We start from the raw sequence: 14,177 nt of genomic DNA, 5'->3' as shown, positions 1-14,177 counted from the left end.
CTTGTCTAACAACGCTTTACCAATAAAGCTGAGAGGGAATCCGAACTAGGGAAGAATTCGGAGGTCTGTGCCAGATTGTGTCTCAATGCGGTAGTCTCTACTTGCGTCGCCTAAATTGGTTTAGGCAAGCTCCGTCGCTTTTAGGGCGGGGTTAGTGACGATATAGCTGATGTTCGCTGTTGAGAAGCACAAAGAAGCCGTTGTTTATTGTCTGGTTTTCCGAGATTAGTAAACTGTTCACTATAAACAGTTTTTCAGGAGTTTTTTTACCCTAATTTAGCGATCACTTGCTGTTTTTTGAGATGATAGCCATCACCGTAGGCAAGAATATGTACCCGCAGATTATGCAGACTCAGGGGTTCGTTAGCGGTGACGTGATGGTGGTTGGTGTGGGACATTGCCCTGGCATCAATTACCGTCACTGTACCGCAGCCGATTACCGTCATCGTGCCATCCCGTTCAAACATAGCGCAGGTATCCTCATCGATGCCAATTCCTAAACGTTCGGGATAACCGGAGATAGCGCTCATTAACCGGGCCATGCGGTTGCGATTGTGGAAGTGTTGATCGACAATGACTTCAGGAATGAGACCTAATCCCATGGCCATATCCACTAGGGCCCGATTGGGTGCTTCCCCGCTGCTGCCCCCAGCAATCATGTGATGACCCATAACGGCGGCCCCGGCGCTAGTTCCGGCCAGGGTTAGTTCTCCCTGTTGCACTCTTTGTCTGATTCTTTCCATCAGGGGGGTATCGGAGAGCAAACCGCATAAACGCAGCTGGTCGCCTCCGGTCATAAATACACCCGTACATTCTTCGATGTAGGCTTGAAATTGGGGGTCTTCTCCCTGTACACGATCGCGAATATCGATAACTTTGACGTATTTTGCCCCCATTTCCTCGAAAATCTTCTGATAGCGATCGCCGATTAAAACCGGTTCTCTGGAAGCGGAGGGAACAATAGCGATCACTGCTTCGCTACCCCCAGCGCGATTCCAAAAGGTGTGCAGTATCTCTTTACCGTGGACTTTATCCTCGGCACCACCAATGACTAAAATCGCCGTTTTGAGAGATATGGGGGTAGGATTTTCGTGGTGTTGGGTTTCTAGCTCGATGATCATGTCACTGAACGAATAGACATTTTTAGGGATGGAAGGTTTTTCGGGAAGATGGACAAGTATTTTAATGTTATTTTCCCTGAACGGTTGACGGAAAAAAATGCGGTTTAGGAATATTTTTCGGGACATCAAGCAATAGTAGAGGCGATTTTAGCAATTTTCTTCGATCCACTGGCAATGACGGACTGTTAGTTAACTTTCAGTCTAGGCTAGACTTCGATCACTCAAGCTAGAGCCAGAAAAACCCCTAGACAGTACAGCATAGTCTATCATGTTATCGAGATAGACTAGCGCCAAATTACCAAGATTTTAACCGATCGAACCGTGACAAAATGATACATTAAACACTATCCCAGTCTAGGCCTTAATTTTCCCCGTGCAGTTTGACATTATTACTCTCTTTCCCGATTTTTTTACTTCACCGCTGCAGTCGGGGTTGTTGGCAAAAGCTCTCGAACGCGACATCGCTAGGGTAAATTTGGTCAATCTCCGGGATTTTGCCCACGATAAACACCGTCGTGTCGATGATGAACCCTACGGTGGTGGTGTGGGAATGTTATTAAAACCAGAGCCAATTTTTGAGGCGATCGAGTCTTTAGAAATTTTACCACCCCGGGAGATCGTGCTGATGACTCCCCAGGGGGAACCTCTCAATCAAGCTTTACTGAAAACTTGGGCCGGTAGTTATCAGCAGTTAATTCTCATCTGTGGGCATTATGAAGGGGTAGATGAGCGGGTTTGTGAGCATTTGGTGACTAGAGAGGTATCTTTAGGGGATTTTGTCCTAACTTGTGGAGAAATCCCTGCTTTAGCGATTATTAACGGGGTGACGCGGTTGTTACCTGGGACGGTAGGTAAGGCAGAATCGTTGAAATTGGAGAGTTTTGAGGCAGGTTTATTGGATTATCCCCAATATACCCGGCCGCCGGTCTTTCGCGGCTGGCAAGTGCCGCCGGTTTTGCGATCGGGTAATCATCAGGATATCGCCGATTGGCGCTATCAACAACAACTCGATCGCACTAAGGAACGTCGTCCGGATATCTGGCAAAAATGGCTAGAGGAACAGGATTAATCCCCCAAAATGCTGGCTTGCTGCCTACAATTTCAGGTGATTAAGGGCTAAATTCCGTTGTTGGAGAGCGAATTGATGGCTAGGCTCTAGTTGTAGGGTTTGGTTAAAAGAAACCACTGCTTCCGAGAAACATTTTAACTTGTAGAGACAACAACCCCGTTGATACCATGCCTCAGCCTTTTGGGATTGTAACTGTAAAGCCTTATTATAAGCGGCGACCGCTTCACTGAGTCGCTCTAATTCCCGTAAAGCTTCGCCTTTGCTAAACCAAACATTAGCATCGGATTTAATGGCCAGGGCCTGATTATAAGCCGCTAGACCTTCGGCATAACGTTGCATCCGACAGAAAATCATGCCTTTGTAATGCCATGCTTCCAGATAATCTGGCTGCAGTTGAATCGCCTTATCCAAAGATGCGATTGCGGCGCTGATTTGTCGTAAATTAGCTAAAGCGATGCCGCGATAAAACCAAGCCCGAGCATTATTAGTCTCTAATTGAATTACCTGATTAAAAGACCCTAAAGCTTCAGGAAAACGCCCTAATCGTTGCAAGGCCAGACCGCGATTATACCAAGCATTGACAAAATTGGGCTTTTTCCGCAGGGACTGTTGATACAATTGAACTGCTTCGCGATGCTGCCCCAAATCGAGATGCGCGTTACCGCGATAAAACAACTCCTCTGCTGAAATTTCCCGCACTAAAGCTTGTTGCTGACGCGATTGCAGTAACTCTTTTATGGCATCTAAAACTTCTGCTGCCGAGGGAAAGCGTTGGCGCCAGTCATAACGGGTCATTTTATCGATAATAACTGCTAGATCATCTCTAACATCGGCCTGATCGCGCCAAGCGATTTCTCCGGTTTCGGCATCTTCGGGAAATTGCGTCGGTTTGAGACCAGTTAAGGCTTGAATAGCGATGATTCCCACGGCATAGACATCGCTAGACAATCGCGGTTTATTTTGCGCCTGTTCACTAGGCATATAACCAGGGGTGCCAATCCCAATGGACACACTGGTCTGTTTTGCTTTTAGCCATTGAGTCCCCACTTGTTTGACTCCGCCAAAGTCGATTAAAACTAGCTTGCCCTCTTGGCGACGGATAATATTATGGGGTTTGATATCTCGGTGAATAATATTATTTTGATGGACAAAAGCGAGAACTTCCAAGATATCTTTTAATAACTGAATTACCTGACTCTCTTCTAAACGCTTACCCTTAGAGATTTCCTGACTAAGATCGTGACCATCGATAAATTCTTGAACGATATAAAAAGACTTATTTTCCTGAAAACTGGCGAAAAATTGCGGTATTTGAGGATGATGGCCGAGTTTTTCTAAAGCTCTGGCCTCACTCTCAAATAATCCTATAGTAACTTCGTTAACCACTTGGGTGATTAACTGTTTGACCACACATTGAGGACGGCCGGGGCGATAGTTATCTTGGGCTAAAAAAGTTTGACCGAAAGCCCCTTGACTTAGAGGTTTAATAACTTGGTAACGTCCCCCGATAATTAGTTTCATGGTAGCGGATTATCTTTACCCTAGGGCAGCTTGACGGGACGGTTAACAGCCAAAGGGGTTAACTTGCTCATGCCCATCTTGCCAGTTAATTGATATATTACCAAAAAATTGGGTTTAAAGCCTCGCCCTTTTAGGGCGACTTTATAGGATGTATGATATTAAGAATAGGGGGCCGGGTAAGCAACCGCTTAAAAAACCCAGTCATCAACCGATGAACGCACCTGGAAAACTAGAGTTATGGGGTTCTATAGGGGAATGCTCCTATAGGTAAAAGCTCTCAGCGTCAAGTACCAAAGAAACCAATTATTTTAGAGGTTTTGAACTGTATCGTAGGGACCCCCGAAAACAGGCTTCTGTAAGGTCGCGAAAGTCTGAGGAGAGAACCACCTCTGGGTGGGATTTCGCCAGGAATCTAATTCAAGTGGACTCGTTGAGCCAGAAATTCTCAGCAGTGATGCTAGAAGAATCCACTTCCGTTTACGGCGTGGGGTATGTCAAATCAATTGTCGTCAGAAGCGGGTAACGCGACTCGAACGCGCGACATTCACCTTGGGAAGGTGACGTTCTACCACTGAACTATACCCGCAAAAGTCTCCCTAATCATAGCATTGACCCCCCGGCCAGAGCAACTAACTGCCCTAGGCTATTTTCCATCACCGCACCAGTGCAGTTTGTCGGCAAAACTGGCCCGGTCGCAATTTAACATTTTTTCTTGACAGGACAGTAGGGCTTTTTCTAGCGGTTGATCGGCATTTTTTCGGCTTTCTAGCGGCTTTTGTTGATAAACCCCAAAAATAACATCTAAGCCCCCCCAAGCACAGCCAAGGGCAGGAAAACCGTCATGGAGAACATTTTTTTGATCGCTTACCTCGATCGCTGCTGCTGTTGGTAAAATCCAGTCAACCCTCCCTCATAGCTGACTAGCGCAGGAAACTGCCCCCATCAGTCCCACTTGGGCATTAAGGACGATATGAACGGGAATATTGCTTAATAGCTCCCTCATCCGACCTTTAGCCCGAAAAGCCTTCATAAAGCTACCCTCGGTCATTAGGGGAAGATTTTTGGCCGCAATCCCTCCCGCGATGTATAATCCTCCGTAGGGAAGCAACTTGAGGGCTAAATTGCCCGCTTCCGCACCGTAGGCCTCGACAAAGATTTTCATGGTTTGATAACAGAGATAATCCGAGTCATCTTGGGCAAAACTGGCAATTTTAGCCGCTAAATCGACGGTTTTTTGCGGTTTACCCATTTCTTCTAACCAAGTGCGGTAAATTTCCGCCATGGCCGGTGATGACTGACTATAGTTACTATCGTGGAGAAATCGATAGATAGAAGTGATTCCTTGCCCAGAAACCACTCGCTCCACCGAAATGCGCTCGATGTTATAGATCTCCAAGAGATAATTTAATAATTGATATTCTAAACTCGATCGAGGGGCAAAATCGGCGTGGGAACCCTCACTACCAAACACCCGATATTTACCCTTCGAGACAGGAATCAAAAAACCCTCTCCTAACCCCGTCCCCGCACCGATAACCGCAATCGGGGCCTCTGGTACTGCCGGAGCCGACTGTAGATTGTGCAGCTCCTCTGGGGCTAATCCTAACACCCCATAACCGATCGCCGCAAAATCATTAATTAATTTTACCCGCTCAATCTGCAGCTCGTGGCTTAGGCGATCGCCAGTTAGAGACCAACTTAAATTAGTCAATTCGGAACTATTGTTAACCACTGGACCGGCAATACCGAAACAAGCTTTTGCCACTGGGGGAATAGTGGTTTGTCGGGCTAAAAACTGCTGGACGATCGGCACCAGATCGGGGTATTGTTTACTAGGATAAATTTCTTGATCGAGAGTAATTAGCCGGGGTTGGGGACTATCCGATGAGTTTTGGCAATCCACTAAACGCAGGATTGTTTTAGTTCCCCCGATATCTCCCCCTAAAAGAATCGTCATGCTGGTTTTTCCCTGAGTTTGTCCCCATAATTATAGTTTTTTTACCGCTTCTCCCCAGCAAATTTAAGGGCAGTCAATTCTATACTATAGTGAAAGATGGTAATGCCTAAGCCCTAATTAAGGATTGATTAATCATCGCTCCGGGGTTGGAATGGGGATTTGCTAGAGGACAGAAAGGGGACTTAAAGACATTTTAGGTCTAACTGTAGCCTCAAGGCGATCGATAGGGCGGCAAAACCTATCACTGTCCCCATAACTTTTAAGATAGACCAGAGAGGGAGAAATTAGCTTGGGTGTAGAACTTCGCAGTTACGTTTATCTTGACAATTTACAGCTTCAACACGCCGCTTACATCGGTACAGTCGCCCAAGGATTTTTACCCTTACCCGGGGATTCTTCCCTCTGGATTGAAATTTCCCCCGGCATCGAGATTAATCGCATCACCGATATTGCCCTCAAATCCGCCGTGGTTCGTCCGGGGGTTCTATTCGTAGAACGACTCTACGGACTCTTAGAACTCCATTCTAGCAGTCAGGGAGAGGTCAGGGCGGCCGGTCAGGCAATTTTGCAGTATTTAGGCGTTAGTCAGCGCGATTGTCTGAAACCGCAAATTGTTTCTAGCCAAATTATTCGCAACATTGACGCTTACCAAGCCCAATTAATTAACCGGAGTTCTCGGGGTATGATGTTAATGGCGGGACAGACTTTGTACGTTTTAGAAGTGCAACCGGCTGCCTACGCTTCCCTAGCCGCTAATCAGGCCGAAAAAGCTGCTTTAATTAATATCCTACACGTTACTTCCGTGGGCAGTTTTGGCCGCCTATATTTAGGGGGAGAAGAACGAGATATTATCGCCGGTTCCAGGGCGGCAGTTTCAGCTTTAGAAAATATTCAAGGTCGAGCTTTTCCGGGTAGCGACAAAAAAGAATAGGCTAATAAGCTGTTGACTATCTAATAAGTAGTAGGACAAAATTAACTTCTTGGTTAGGATAGGCACTCATGCATGAGGCAAAAGGCAAGAGGTGGTTAGATATGTATAATTAGGGCTTGCTGAATAAATGTGAAATGTAGGCAAGGTAAGGGTTTTATGGCTTTTCTCGCGAAACAGGTGCAAGATTTTGAGAGAATCGTCGTTAAAAACCTTGCGTCTTCATCAGCCCGAGTCCTGTAGGGGCGAAGCATTCGGGCAATAACCTATCGGTGAAACCGGAGATTTTCTATCCGAATGCTTCGCCCGTACTTTTTGCCGCAAACCCTAATTAATTGTGTCTAGCTACTTACTAAATCCTGTTTAACAGCTATAGGATAGTTGGGAGTGGGAAGAAGGGAGAGGAAGTTTGAGCATTTGTACTAAATAGCTAAAAAAGAAATTTCGCCCTATTGAGGAGATTCAAAAATTAGTTCGCCATTATTCATTTTTTCAACGACTAAATGGCGATAGAGTGTCACTTGCCGGAGGATTTGGTCGGGATTATTTTTCTTATTAGAAAACATGATTGTTTTAATCGATTCAAATTCTATTCTTGTGATCACACCATCTTTGATCGCTCGTTCAATTGTAACTCGTAAATATTCTAATTCTTGGCTTTCCTCTGGGGTAATTTCTAGACTGTTAGGATGTTCTATTTTCATGATCGATCGATTGTTCTTACCTGCTAACTGATAACTAGATAATCACGGCTATTTTTTCACACTTTCACGATCGCGCAGAGAGAGTTTCCGTCTGGCTAGAAACGGCTAGATTATTATTTTGGCCGTTATTTTGCGGCAATTGTCCAGAAGCTAAATTTTGCCCCTCTCCCGTAATCAAACGAGCGCCACGACCGCGGGTAAAATAATTCCAACCCCATTGCACCATCACCACTAATTTATTATCAAATTCGATCAGATAGTAAATATGGGCCCAAACCCAGACTAACCAAGCGATGAACCCAGAAAACTTGACAAATCCCAAATCAACCACGGCCGCATTTTGGCCGATCACTGCCAGACTACCTCGATCGATATAATGAAAAGGTTGAATAGTTTGCCCTTTTAGGCGAGAAATTAATAAATTCGCTAGATATTCGCCCTCCTGCATGGCCACGGGGGCAATTCCGGGTAAAGGTTTATCTCCCTGATGGGCAAAATTAGCCAGATCCCCGATCACAAAAATATTGGCATAACCGGCGATACTTAAATCCGGTTCAACGATTACCCGGCCGACGCGATCGAGATTTACCCCGGTTCTTTCGGCCAAAATTCGCCCCATTCTCGATGCTTTTACCCCTGCTGCCCATAAAATTGTCTCGGCGGCGATTTCTGTCGTCTTTTCTCCCTGACGGACGCTGACACAACCTTCAACAATATTGGTAACGATGCTGTTAGTTTGCACTGTCACCCCTAATTTTATGAGAGAAGCGGCAGCTTTAGCGGATAAATCGGGCGCATAGGGGGGTAATACTCGATCCATCCCTTCTAAGAGCAAAATTTTCGCTTCTGTGGGGTTAATCTGGTGAAAATCAGACCTAAGCGCACCGTGGGCAATTTCAGCGATCGCTCCTGCTAATTCTACCCCCGTCGGTCCGCCACCGACAATCACAAAAGTTAATAAAGCTTGCCGCTTTTCGGCATCGATTTCTTTCTCGGCCTTCTCGAAAGCGAGATAGATACGACGACGCATTTCTACTGCATCTTCAATGGTTTTTAACCCTGGAGCGTAGGGTTGCCATTGATCATTGCCAAAATAGTGATGACTGACTCCCGTGGCAATAACTAATTGATCGTAGGCGATCGGCGGGTGATCTTTCAAGATCACTTCTCCCTTGACCGGATCTATATCTATGGCATGATCGAGGAGAATATCTGTATTCTCATGGCCCCGTAGGATTAAGCGCAAAGGTGAGGAGATATCGGCCGGAGATAGCGCCCCAGTAGCGACTTGATAGAGGAGGGGCTGAAAAAGATGGAAATTTCGCTTATCGATGAGGGTAACATGAACGGGGGCGTTTTTTAGGGCTTTGGCCGTGTATAAACCCGCAAATCCGCCGCCTATGATAACAACTCTTGGCTGTTTTTCAGTCATTGCTTAACAATAATTCATAAATTTTTCCCTAGTGTAGTCCGGATTGTCACAATTTAGCGGTGACAAGCGTTACCGAAAACAGCAGTCTTTAACCTAGAAAAAAATATAGATACTGGCTTTTTTGACCAACCAAGAGGGCAAAACTAAGGAAGTACAGGGAATCTCCCCAGAATTTGACCTATATATGCTCGAAAAACTTGAAAAGACCGCTACGCCGTTTTACCTAAGTTTATGACCTGGGTTAACCAGGTGGGAACTTATATTCCGCGTTTCTGTTTCCGAGTACAAGCTCGGTTTACTACCACACGAATTGGTTATTCGCTCCCTTATCACAATCAAGCATAGATCAAAAAACTTGAAAGGCAGTCACCAACGTAGAAGCCCGATTTAGTTTTATCGTAGCATTTTTTTTTCTCAGAGGCAAGAGGGGCGATTCAGTGATCAGTGATCAGTGATCAGTTATCAGTGATCAGATTTGAGTTTTCAGTTTAGGGACTTGCGTGGGAATAATATCCCAGCCAGAAAATCGCTCTGTAGAAGAATAAGACCAGCCCTAAATGGTACATTATCAAAGCGCAAGTCCCTTACTGTTTACCGATCACAGCCAAAAAGCCTGCCAACACCCAGCAATTCCCAATGCAAACGGTAGCACAGAATACAGAACCCGTCTTACTCTTGCCTTTCAAAATGGAGTGAAGGGTTTGAACAGTGGGTTTCGGGGGAATGGAAGTCAAACAACTGGGTTTTATGGGGATGCTGAGCTATTTGCAGCTAGTTATCCCTGGGATAACTGAGCCTCGAAGTGCCAGCAATGCTACCCGCTACAGTCTGAAAGACGCAATATTAGGGGCATTCGCCGCCTTTTTTCGCCAGAATGAATCATTTCTAGAATATCAGCGTCAACTGAATAGTCGTTGTGGACGAGATAATGCTCAAACTCTGTTTGGTTTGGTCAATATCCCGACAGTAGAGCAGATGCGGAACATCCTCGATGGAATAGCCGCAAAGCATCTTTTCCCCTGGTTCAGATGGATTGATCAAGGGCTGAAGGAGCCAGGCTATTTGAGGGGGTTTGAGGCGTTGGATGGCAACTTACTCGTCGCCCTAGATGGGACTCAGTACTATAGTTCAGAGAAAATTAGTTGTCCTTGTTGCTCAAGCCGCACCTCAAAACAGGGCAAGGTAACTTATCACCCCCCAAAATGATTGGGAATGCCTTCCGTCATGGACAGTGTTGCTCCTTTAAGAGCCAGTTTCAGATTGTCGATCATATCATCGGGTAATTTTGAGAGGTTAGCCAGGGTTCTTTTTTTGACTTGATCTCCTTCTCGATAGGAATCTGGTCGAAGAACGGCGGGAGGGGAATTACGGTTAGGAACTTTTTCTATATACATGACTACCATTCTAGCAAATAGAGAGAATTCTTGTCCATTAAGAAATGTTACAAATTACATGGGTACATTAAGAAAAGTTAAGGGGTATATCCATTGATGGATAAGGGTTTTCGGCTCTTGTAGTAGATATGTATGGGGGAAGTTCAGCGAAAAGAAGTTTGAAACGCTTGCTTGGCAATGCTTTGAGAATTTCATGGCTATTTCGGCAACCCGAATGTCCTGCTAAGAATAAGTTTCGGCTTTTGCGTCAATCTGCGCGCTCTTTGGGCGATCGCCCAAAGAGGCAGCCTCTCCCGCCACTGCCATCTGCACCATATTTTGAAACAGGTCTGTCAATGAAATTCCAGCAGCCTGAGCCATCATTGAAATGACGCTTTTCTGAGCAAACGAACAATATAAACCTGCTTCTAAAAACCACGGCTGTCCGTGTGGATCGATCCGAAAATCAAACAAACTGTAATGCCGACAGCCCAAAGCAACGTGACATTGTTTTGCGATCGCCCAAACTCGCTGAGTGACTGGATCGCTAGGATCAACAATCCACGCCTTGGTTTTCTCTTTAGCAGCACAATCCAAACTACCATCTTCATTTTGCTTGAGTTTATCTGCATAAGTCCGAATCGGATGAGTTTCGGGATTCACGGCGTACTCTTCTAGCGGCAAGCAAACTAACTCGCCCGCTTGCACAATCACCCCACAGCGAACTTCTCGACCCAGTTCGATAAACTCCTCAACTAAGACTTCATCTGCATACTCAAAGGCAGTTGCTAAAGCAGCATCTCCATCGGTTGTCTCGGTAACTAAACTCAAACCCAATGAATTATCGGAATGGTTCGGCTTAATAATCGACGGACGGGATACAGATAAGCAATCGCCTCGATGCAGAACCTTGCCAGCGGGCACGGTCACCCCGGCTGCGGAGACAACCGCTTTCGCCTTTGCCTTATCTGCGGCTAACGCCATTAGCTCAGCCGAATTTCCCACATACGGAATTTTGAGCAGATCGAATAGCGCACGGTACTGAGTCATTCCGGGCAGGCAGAACATTTGGGGTACCATCACATCGATCGGTCGTTGAATTAAAACCGCGACCGCTTCAGGGACTGAAACTGAGGGAGTCTGGGCGATCTCGGCATTGTCTAAAGATTTGGGAAACCGCCACCTCAAATCTGGCGACACGTAGGCAATGTGGAACTCATAGAGGTCTGGATTCGCCGTATTTTGTAGACAATCTTGGGCATAGAGTCGCGACAACTCACAGTAAAAATCGCTCACAGCAGAGCCAACTAGATGCAAAATCTGCAATTTTTCCATGCTCTAGTCTCCTGCCAGTTCAACAAGCTTGCCAATGTTGAAGTCAATCCGAATCCATTCACTGCCGCGCCGAAAACTTCCCAGCAGTAATAGCGGAATCTGCCAATGATGCACCATTAAAAAAGGGAGGGGATCGTCCCACTCAAAGATGGCATCTTTGCCGTTGACGAGAATCTGTAATCGTTGCCTGAGCATCTTTGGAGAAAGTAGCTGGGTTAGCAATCTCCAAACTTCGTGATAAGTCCAATAGGTTGGGCGGCTAGAGGCAAGTGGCTGAGCCATCTGGGGGAGTGGATGTAGATTTAGATAAGCCTGTGCTACATCAGGATGGTTGTAGAACATCGTGATGGCAGAGTGTGTGCGCGGATTGCATTCGATCGCATAAACTTGTCCATCATCTGCTGCCTGAATGAAGTCGAAAGACACTTGTCCCGTAAGGTTCAGCCCCTTGACAAAGGCGAGAATCCACCGTTCAATCTCAGAATGATCAACGTGTTCGTAGTTGACCTGAAACGCTGAAGACTTGCAGCAGCAGTGAAGCTGCACGTGTCCTTGACGAACAGTACTATGGGTACAATATTCTTGCCCTGGAATATACTCCTGCATAATCCAGGGATTTGCTTCAGAAATGGGCAGCGATCGCACCAAAGTCGCCGTTTCCTCAGCAGTCGGACGGGGCAACTGCGTCAGAGCCAATCGCCGCACTGAATCGTAAGGAATGCTTTTGAGGATATAGGGACGCTTTGCCTGACTAAAATCAAAGTCAATCACCTGCTGAGGATGGGTGATGCGATGGGATTTTGGCACGCTTAATCCTAGGGTTCCTGCGGCGATCGCAAAGGCGTACTTATCATCCAGTTGCTTGAGCCTCTCTACATCCACATGCATGACGGTGCAATGGGGCGCCAGCATTTCTGCAATGAGCGCATCATAATAACTGGCAACGGGGCTACAAACGGGAACGTAAACAGTAACCTTTTCTTTTTGCACAATCTCCAGTAATGCCTGAGCATACTGGGACGATTGCGGTTTGGGTATGGTGTAGAACCGATCAACGCACCGAGAAAAGCGGTGTCCGGTTAACCAGTACTTGTGCATCTCCACTAGGATGACTCGGTGCCCTGCTTTGTGAAATGATCGCGCAAGCTGCAAGGCTTTAGTCATCTTGCCGCCGCTAATGAGAACCGTTTGCGGATTTACTGTGGTTGATCGCAAAGCGCTCGCTACGCGAGATCGCGCCGGGCGAAGAACTAGCGATCTCAGCAAAGCAATCGAGACGAGGGTAAGGTTGAACGGCAATGCCAGCAGCAGCAAAGTAAGAGTGGCAAGGGTTTTTAAGCGCGATCTCACCCCGATGCTGCCCGCACTGACCGCTGGCTCAGAGAGAAGCTTAACGGGAGCGGTTTTTATCATAGGTTTAAGTGGGCGGATTAATGGACTACATACGCCGAATCAAGGTCAAGCCGTCTCGCAGAGGTAGCAGGACTTGCTCAACTCGTGGATCGTGGCTCAGGGTTTGGTTGAACTGTGCGATCGCCTTGCCATTGGGCGTAGGCGTTTCCGAGAGATAGGGCTGCCCCTGCATCAAAGTATTGTCCGCACAGATTAACCCGTTTGGAGCTAACAGCGAGGTAGTCAGGAGCAGATTGAGGTAGTCGATGTAACCTGCTTTATCGGCATCAATAAAGACTAGATCAAACACCTCTCCTGCCTCTGCAAGCTGCTTAATGGTTTCAAGAGCAGGCGCAACCTTGACTACGATTTTGTGTCCGGCCGTCGACTCGTTAAAACACTGCCGCGCAAATTCAGCCACATAAGCATCAACCTCACAAGCCACGACCTGTCCATCGCTGGGCAATGCCTCTGCCATCGCTAGAGCCGAATAGCCCGTAAACATGCCAATCTCTAGCACCCGTTGCGCTTGCGTCAAATGCACCAGAAATTTGAGCATTTGACCTTCCACATGCCCAGAGAGCATTTCCTGCTCTAGCTGGCGCACTGTTTCACCATCCGTAAATCGCTTGCTCCAGTCCTCCGCTTGAGTCCGTTGCACCAAGGCAGCCAAGGCAGGCGATTCGGGTGTCGTACAAACATCCAAATACGGGTCGAGTCCGCAAGCTAGGGCACAGACTTGCTGCAATTCAGCTTTGAAAACCGGATCAAGCCCATCGATCGACTCGGCGCGACCGACCAAGGCTGCTAACTTCGCTGAGATAATTCCAACGGGCGTAACGGGTCTCATACGCCTGCTCCCTCTAAGGCTGGATCGAGGCGCACGTACATATCCTCACCATTGCCCTGACGAGGATAGTTTTGAGCGATCGCTCGGTGAACCCCTAAGGCCTTGTCCAACTCAGATCGCGTTAGGTCGTTCATAAACACGCATTGCCCAATCGGGCGGGGAGCCGCTGCTCGCTGCCAACCATCGCGAGTCCGCGTAATTGCTTCGGTCGCTTTCCACAGGAGTTCTGGGGTGAGATAGGGGCTATCGATCGCCAGCCCCAATCGGCTCATTAAGCCTAAAATGCGATTGCGGTCTTCAACCGAAATATAGCCGCGCAACTGGGCGATTGTCGCCGTAAATGCCATATCAATGTTGACGCTTTGACATCCTCACCGCCGTAAACGGACGGTGATTCCCAAACCTCACGATTTAGGTTTCTGCTTCTTTCCCTTGCGGGGTTCCGCACCTGCCTTAACAGATTTACTCTGTTCTGGTCTTATGGTCGCTCTACAG

At 47.0% G+C, this 14,177-nt stretch carries 12 protein-coding genes, 1 tRNA gene, 1 other RNA gene and 1 pseudogene; 3 read left to right on the top strand and 12 right to left on the bottom strand.

What is annotated here, in order from left to right; genetic code table 11:
* Window positions 1-266: 266 nt before the first annotated feature.
* The gene (locus IM477_RS13005; protein WP_061433142.1) at window positions 267-1,121 is read right to left on the bottom strand and encodes a cyanophycinase; all 855 of its coding nucleotides are present in this window, start codon (window positions 1,119-1,121) and stop codon (window positions 267-269) included.
* 373 nt (window positions 1,122-1,494) lie between these two features.
* On the opposite strand from IM477_RS13005, the gene trmD reads away from it, so the two are divergent.
* Window positions 1,495-2,190, top strand: a complete 696-nt coding sequence (gene trmD, locus IM477_RS13000; RefSeq protein ID WP_079208345.1) for a tRNA (guanosine(37)-N1)-methyltransferase TrmD — start codon at window positions 1,495-1,497, stop codon at window positions 2,188-2,190.
* A 24-nt stretch (window positions 2,191-2,214) separates the two neighbouring features.
* Here trmD and IM477_RS12995 read toward each other — a convergent pair whose 3' ends face one another.
* From IM477_RS12995 to IM477_RS12985, 3 genes are all read right to left on the bottom strand, one after another.
* A complete protein-coding gene (locus IM477_RS12995; RefSeq protein ID WP_287732063.1) occupies window positions 2,215-3,711 on the bottom strand; it encodes a serine/threonine-protein kinase in 1,497 nt (498 codons plus the stop codon).
* Between the two features lie 514 nt (window positions 3,712-4,225).
* Window positions 4,226-4,297 (bottom strand) — tRNA-Gly (locus IM477_RS12990).
* Window positions 4,298-4,621: 324 nt separating this feature from the next.
* On the bottom strand, window positions 4,622-5,668 hold the full coding sequence (locus IM477_RS12985) for a glucokinase (RefSeq protein ID WP_287732062.1): 1,047 nt from the start codon (window positions 5,666-5,668) through the stop codon (window positions 4,622-4,624).
* Between the two features lie 289 nt (window positions 5,669-5,957).
* Between IM477_RS12985 and ccmP the strand changes: the two genes are divergently transcribed.
* On the top strand, window positions 5,958-6,599 hold the full coding sequence (ccmP, locus tag IM477_RS12980; RefSeq protein WP_110578761.1) for a beta-carboxysome protein CcmP: 642 nt from the start codon (window positions 5,958-5,960) through the stop codon (window positions 6,597-6,599).
* A 446-nt stretch (window positions 6,600-7,045) separates the two neighbouring features.
* Here ccmP and IM477_RS12975 read toward each other — a convergent pair whose 3' ends face one another.
* From IM477_RS12975 to ssrS, 3 genes are all read right to left on the bottom strand, one after another.
* Window positions 7,046-7,300, bottom strand: a complete 255-nt coding sequence (locus tag IM477_RS12975) for a hypothetical protein (RefSeq protein WP_002731866.1) — start codon at window positions 7,298-7,300, stop codon at window positions 7,046-7,048.
* Window positions 7,301-7,364: 64 nt separating this feature from the next.
* A complete protein-coding gene (locus tag IM477_RS12970) occupies window positions 7,365-8,732 on the bottom strand; it encodes an NAD(P)/FAD-dependent oxidoreductase (RefSeq protein ID WP_287732061.1) in 1,368 nt (455 codons plus the stop codon).
* Window positions 8,733-8,931: 199 nt separating this feature from the next.
* Window positions 8,932-9,119, bottom strand: a non-coding RNA gene (gene ssrS, locus IM477_RS12965) — 6S RNA.
* Window positions 9,120-9,455: 336 nt separating this feature from the next.
* On the opposite strand from ssrS, the gene IM477_RS12960 reads away from it, so the two are divergent.
* Window positions 9,456-9,938, top strand: coding sequence for a hypothetical protein (locus IM477_RS12960; protein ID WP_287732060.1), 483 nt, complete (start codon window positions 9,456-9,458; stop codon window positions 9,936-9,938).
* On the opposite strand, the pseudogene IM477_RS12955 reads toward IM477_RS12960, so the two are convergent.
* From IM477_RS12955 to IM477_RS12935, 5 genes and pseudogenes are all read right to left on the bottom strand, one after another.
* A pseudogene (locus IM477_RS12955) lies at window positions 9,932-10,126 on the bottom strand (IS1634 family transposase N-terminal domain-related protein); the annotation flags it as partial. The gene IM477_RS12960 and the pseudogene IM477_RS12955 sit on opposite strands and share 7 nt — an antisense overlap.
* A 222-nt stretch (window positions 10,127-10,348) precedes the next feature.
* Window positions 10,349-11,440, bottom strand: a complete 1,092-nt coding sequence (locus tag IM477_RS12950) for a D-alanine--D-alanine ligase family protein (protein ID WP_287732059.1) — start codon at window positions 11,438-11,440, stop codon at window positions 10,349-10,351.
* 3 nt (window positions 11,441-11,443) lie between these two features.
* Window positions 11,444-12,853: an ATP-grasp domain-containing protein gene (locus IM477_RS12945; protein WP_287732058.1), complete on the bottom strand. Its 1,410-nt coding sequence runs from the start codon at window positions 12,851-12,853 to the stop codon at window positions 11,444-11,446.
* A gap of 25 nt (window positions 12,854-12,878) precedes the next feature.
* Window positions 12,879-13,682 carry an O-methyltransferase gene (locus IM477_RS12940; protein ID WP_287732057.1) on the bottom strand — a complete coding sequence of 268 codons (804 nt, stop codon included), beginning with the start codon at window positions 13,680-13,682 and terminating at the stop codon, window positions 12,879-12,881.
* Window positions 13,679-14,029 carry a dehydroquinate synthase/iron-containing alcohol dehydrogenase family protein gene (locus IM477_RS12935; protein ID WP_287732056.1) on the bottom strand — a complete coding sequence of 117 codons (351 nt, stop codon included), beginning with the start codon at window positions 14,027-14,029 and terminating at the stop codon, window positions 13,679-13,681. The genes IM477_RS12940 and IM477_RS12935 overlap by 4 nt, the downstream gene beginning before the upstream one ends.
* Window positions 14,030-14,177: the final 148 nt, after the last annotated feature.

The organism is Microcystis sp. M090S1, from assembly GCF_020246295.1.
In the GTDB taxonomy this organism is placed as follows: Bacteria; Cyanobacteriota; Cyanobacteriia; order Cyanobacteriales; family Microcystaceae; genus Microcystis; species Microcystis aeruginosa.
This window is presented reverse-complemented; position numbering and strand designations above follow the sequence as displayed.

What these genes read in the sequence shown, in the direction of transcription:
- IM477_RS12970 (WP_287732061.1), bottom strand. Translation starts at nt 8,732, where the DNA reads ATGACTGAAAAACAGCCAAGAGTTGTTATCATAGGCGGCGGATTTGCG.
- IM477_RS12975 (WP_002731866.1), bottom strand. Translation starts at nt 7,300, where the DNA reads ATGAAAATAGAACATCCTAACAGTCTAGAAATTACCCCAGAGGAAAGC.
- IM477_RS12950 (WP_287732059.1), bottom strand. Translation starts at nt 11,440, where the DNA reads ATGGAAAAATTGCAGATTTTGCATCTAGTTGGCTCTGCTGTGAGCGAT.
- IM477_RS12960 (WP_287732060.1), top strand. Translation starts at nt 9,456, where the DNA reads ATGGAAGTCAAACAACTGGGTTTTATGGGGATGCTGAGCTATTTGCAG.
- IM477_RS12945 (WP_287732058.1), bottom strand. Translation starts at nt 12,853, where the DNA reads ATGATAAAAACCGCTCCCGTTAAGCTTCTCTCTGAGCCAGCGGTCAGT.
- IM477_RS12935 (WP_287732056.1), bottom strand. Translation starts at nt 14,029, where the DNA reads ATGGCATTTACGGCGACAATCGCCCAGTTGCGCGGCTATATTTCGGTT.
- IM477_RS12985 (WP_287732062.1), bottom strand. Translation starts at nt 5,668, where the DNA reads ATGACGATTCTTTTAGGGGGAGATATCGGGGGAACTAAAACAATCCTG.
- IM477_RS13005 (WP_061433142.1), bottom strand. Translation starts at nt 1,121, where the DNA reads ATGATCATCGAGCTAGAAACCCAACACCACGAAAATCCTACCCCCATA.
- IM477_RS12940 (WP_287732057.1), bottom strand. Translation starts at nt 13,682, where the DNA reads ATGAGACCCGTTACGCCCGTTGGAATTATCTCAGCGAAGTTAGCAGCC.
- IM477_RS12995 (WP_287732063.1), bottom strand. Translation starts at nt 3,711, where the DNA reads ATGAAACTAATTATCGGGGGACGTTACCAAGTTATTAAACCTCTAAGT.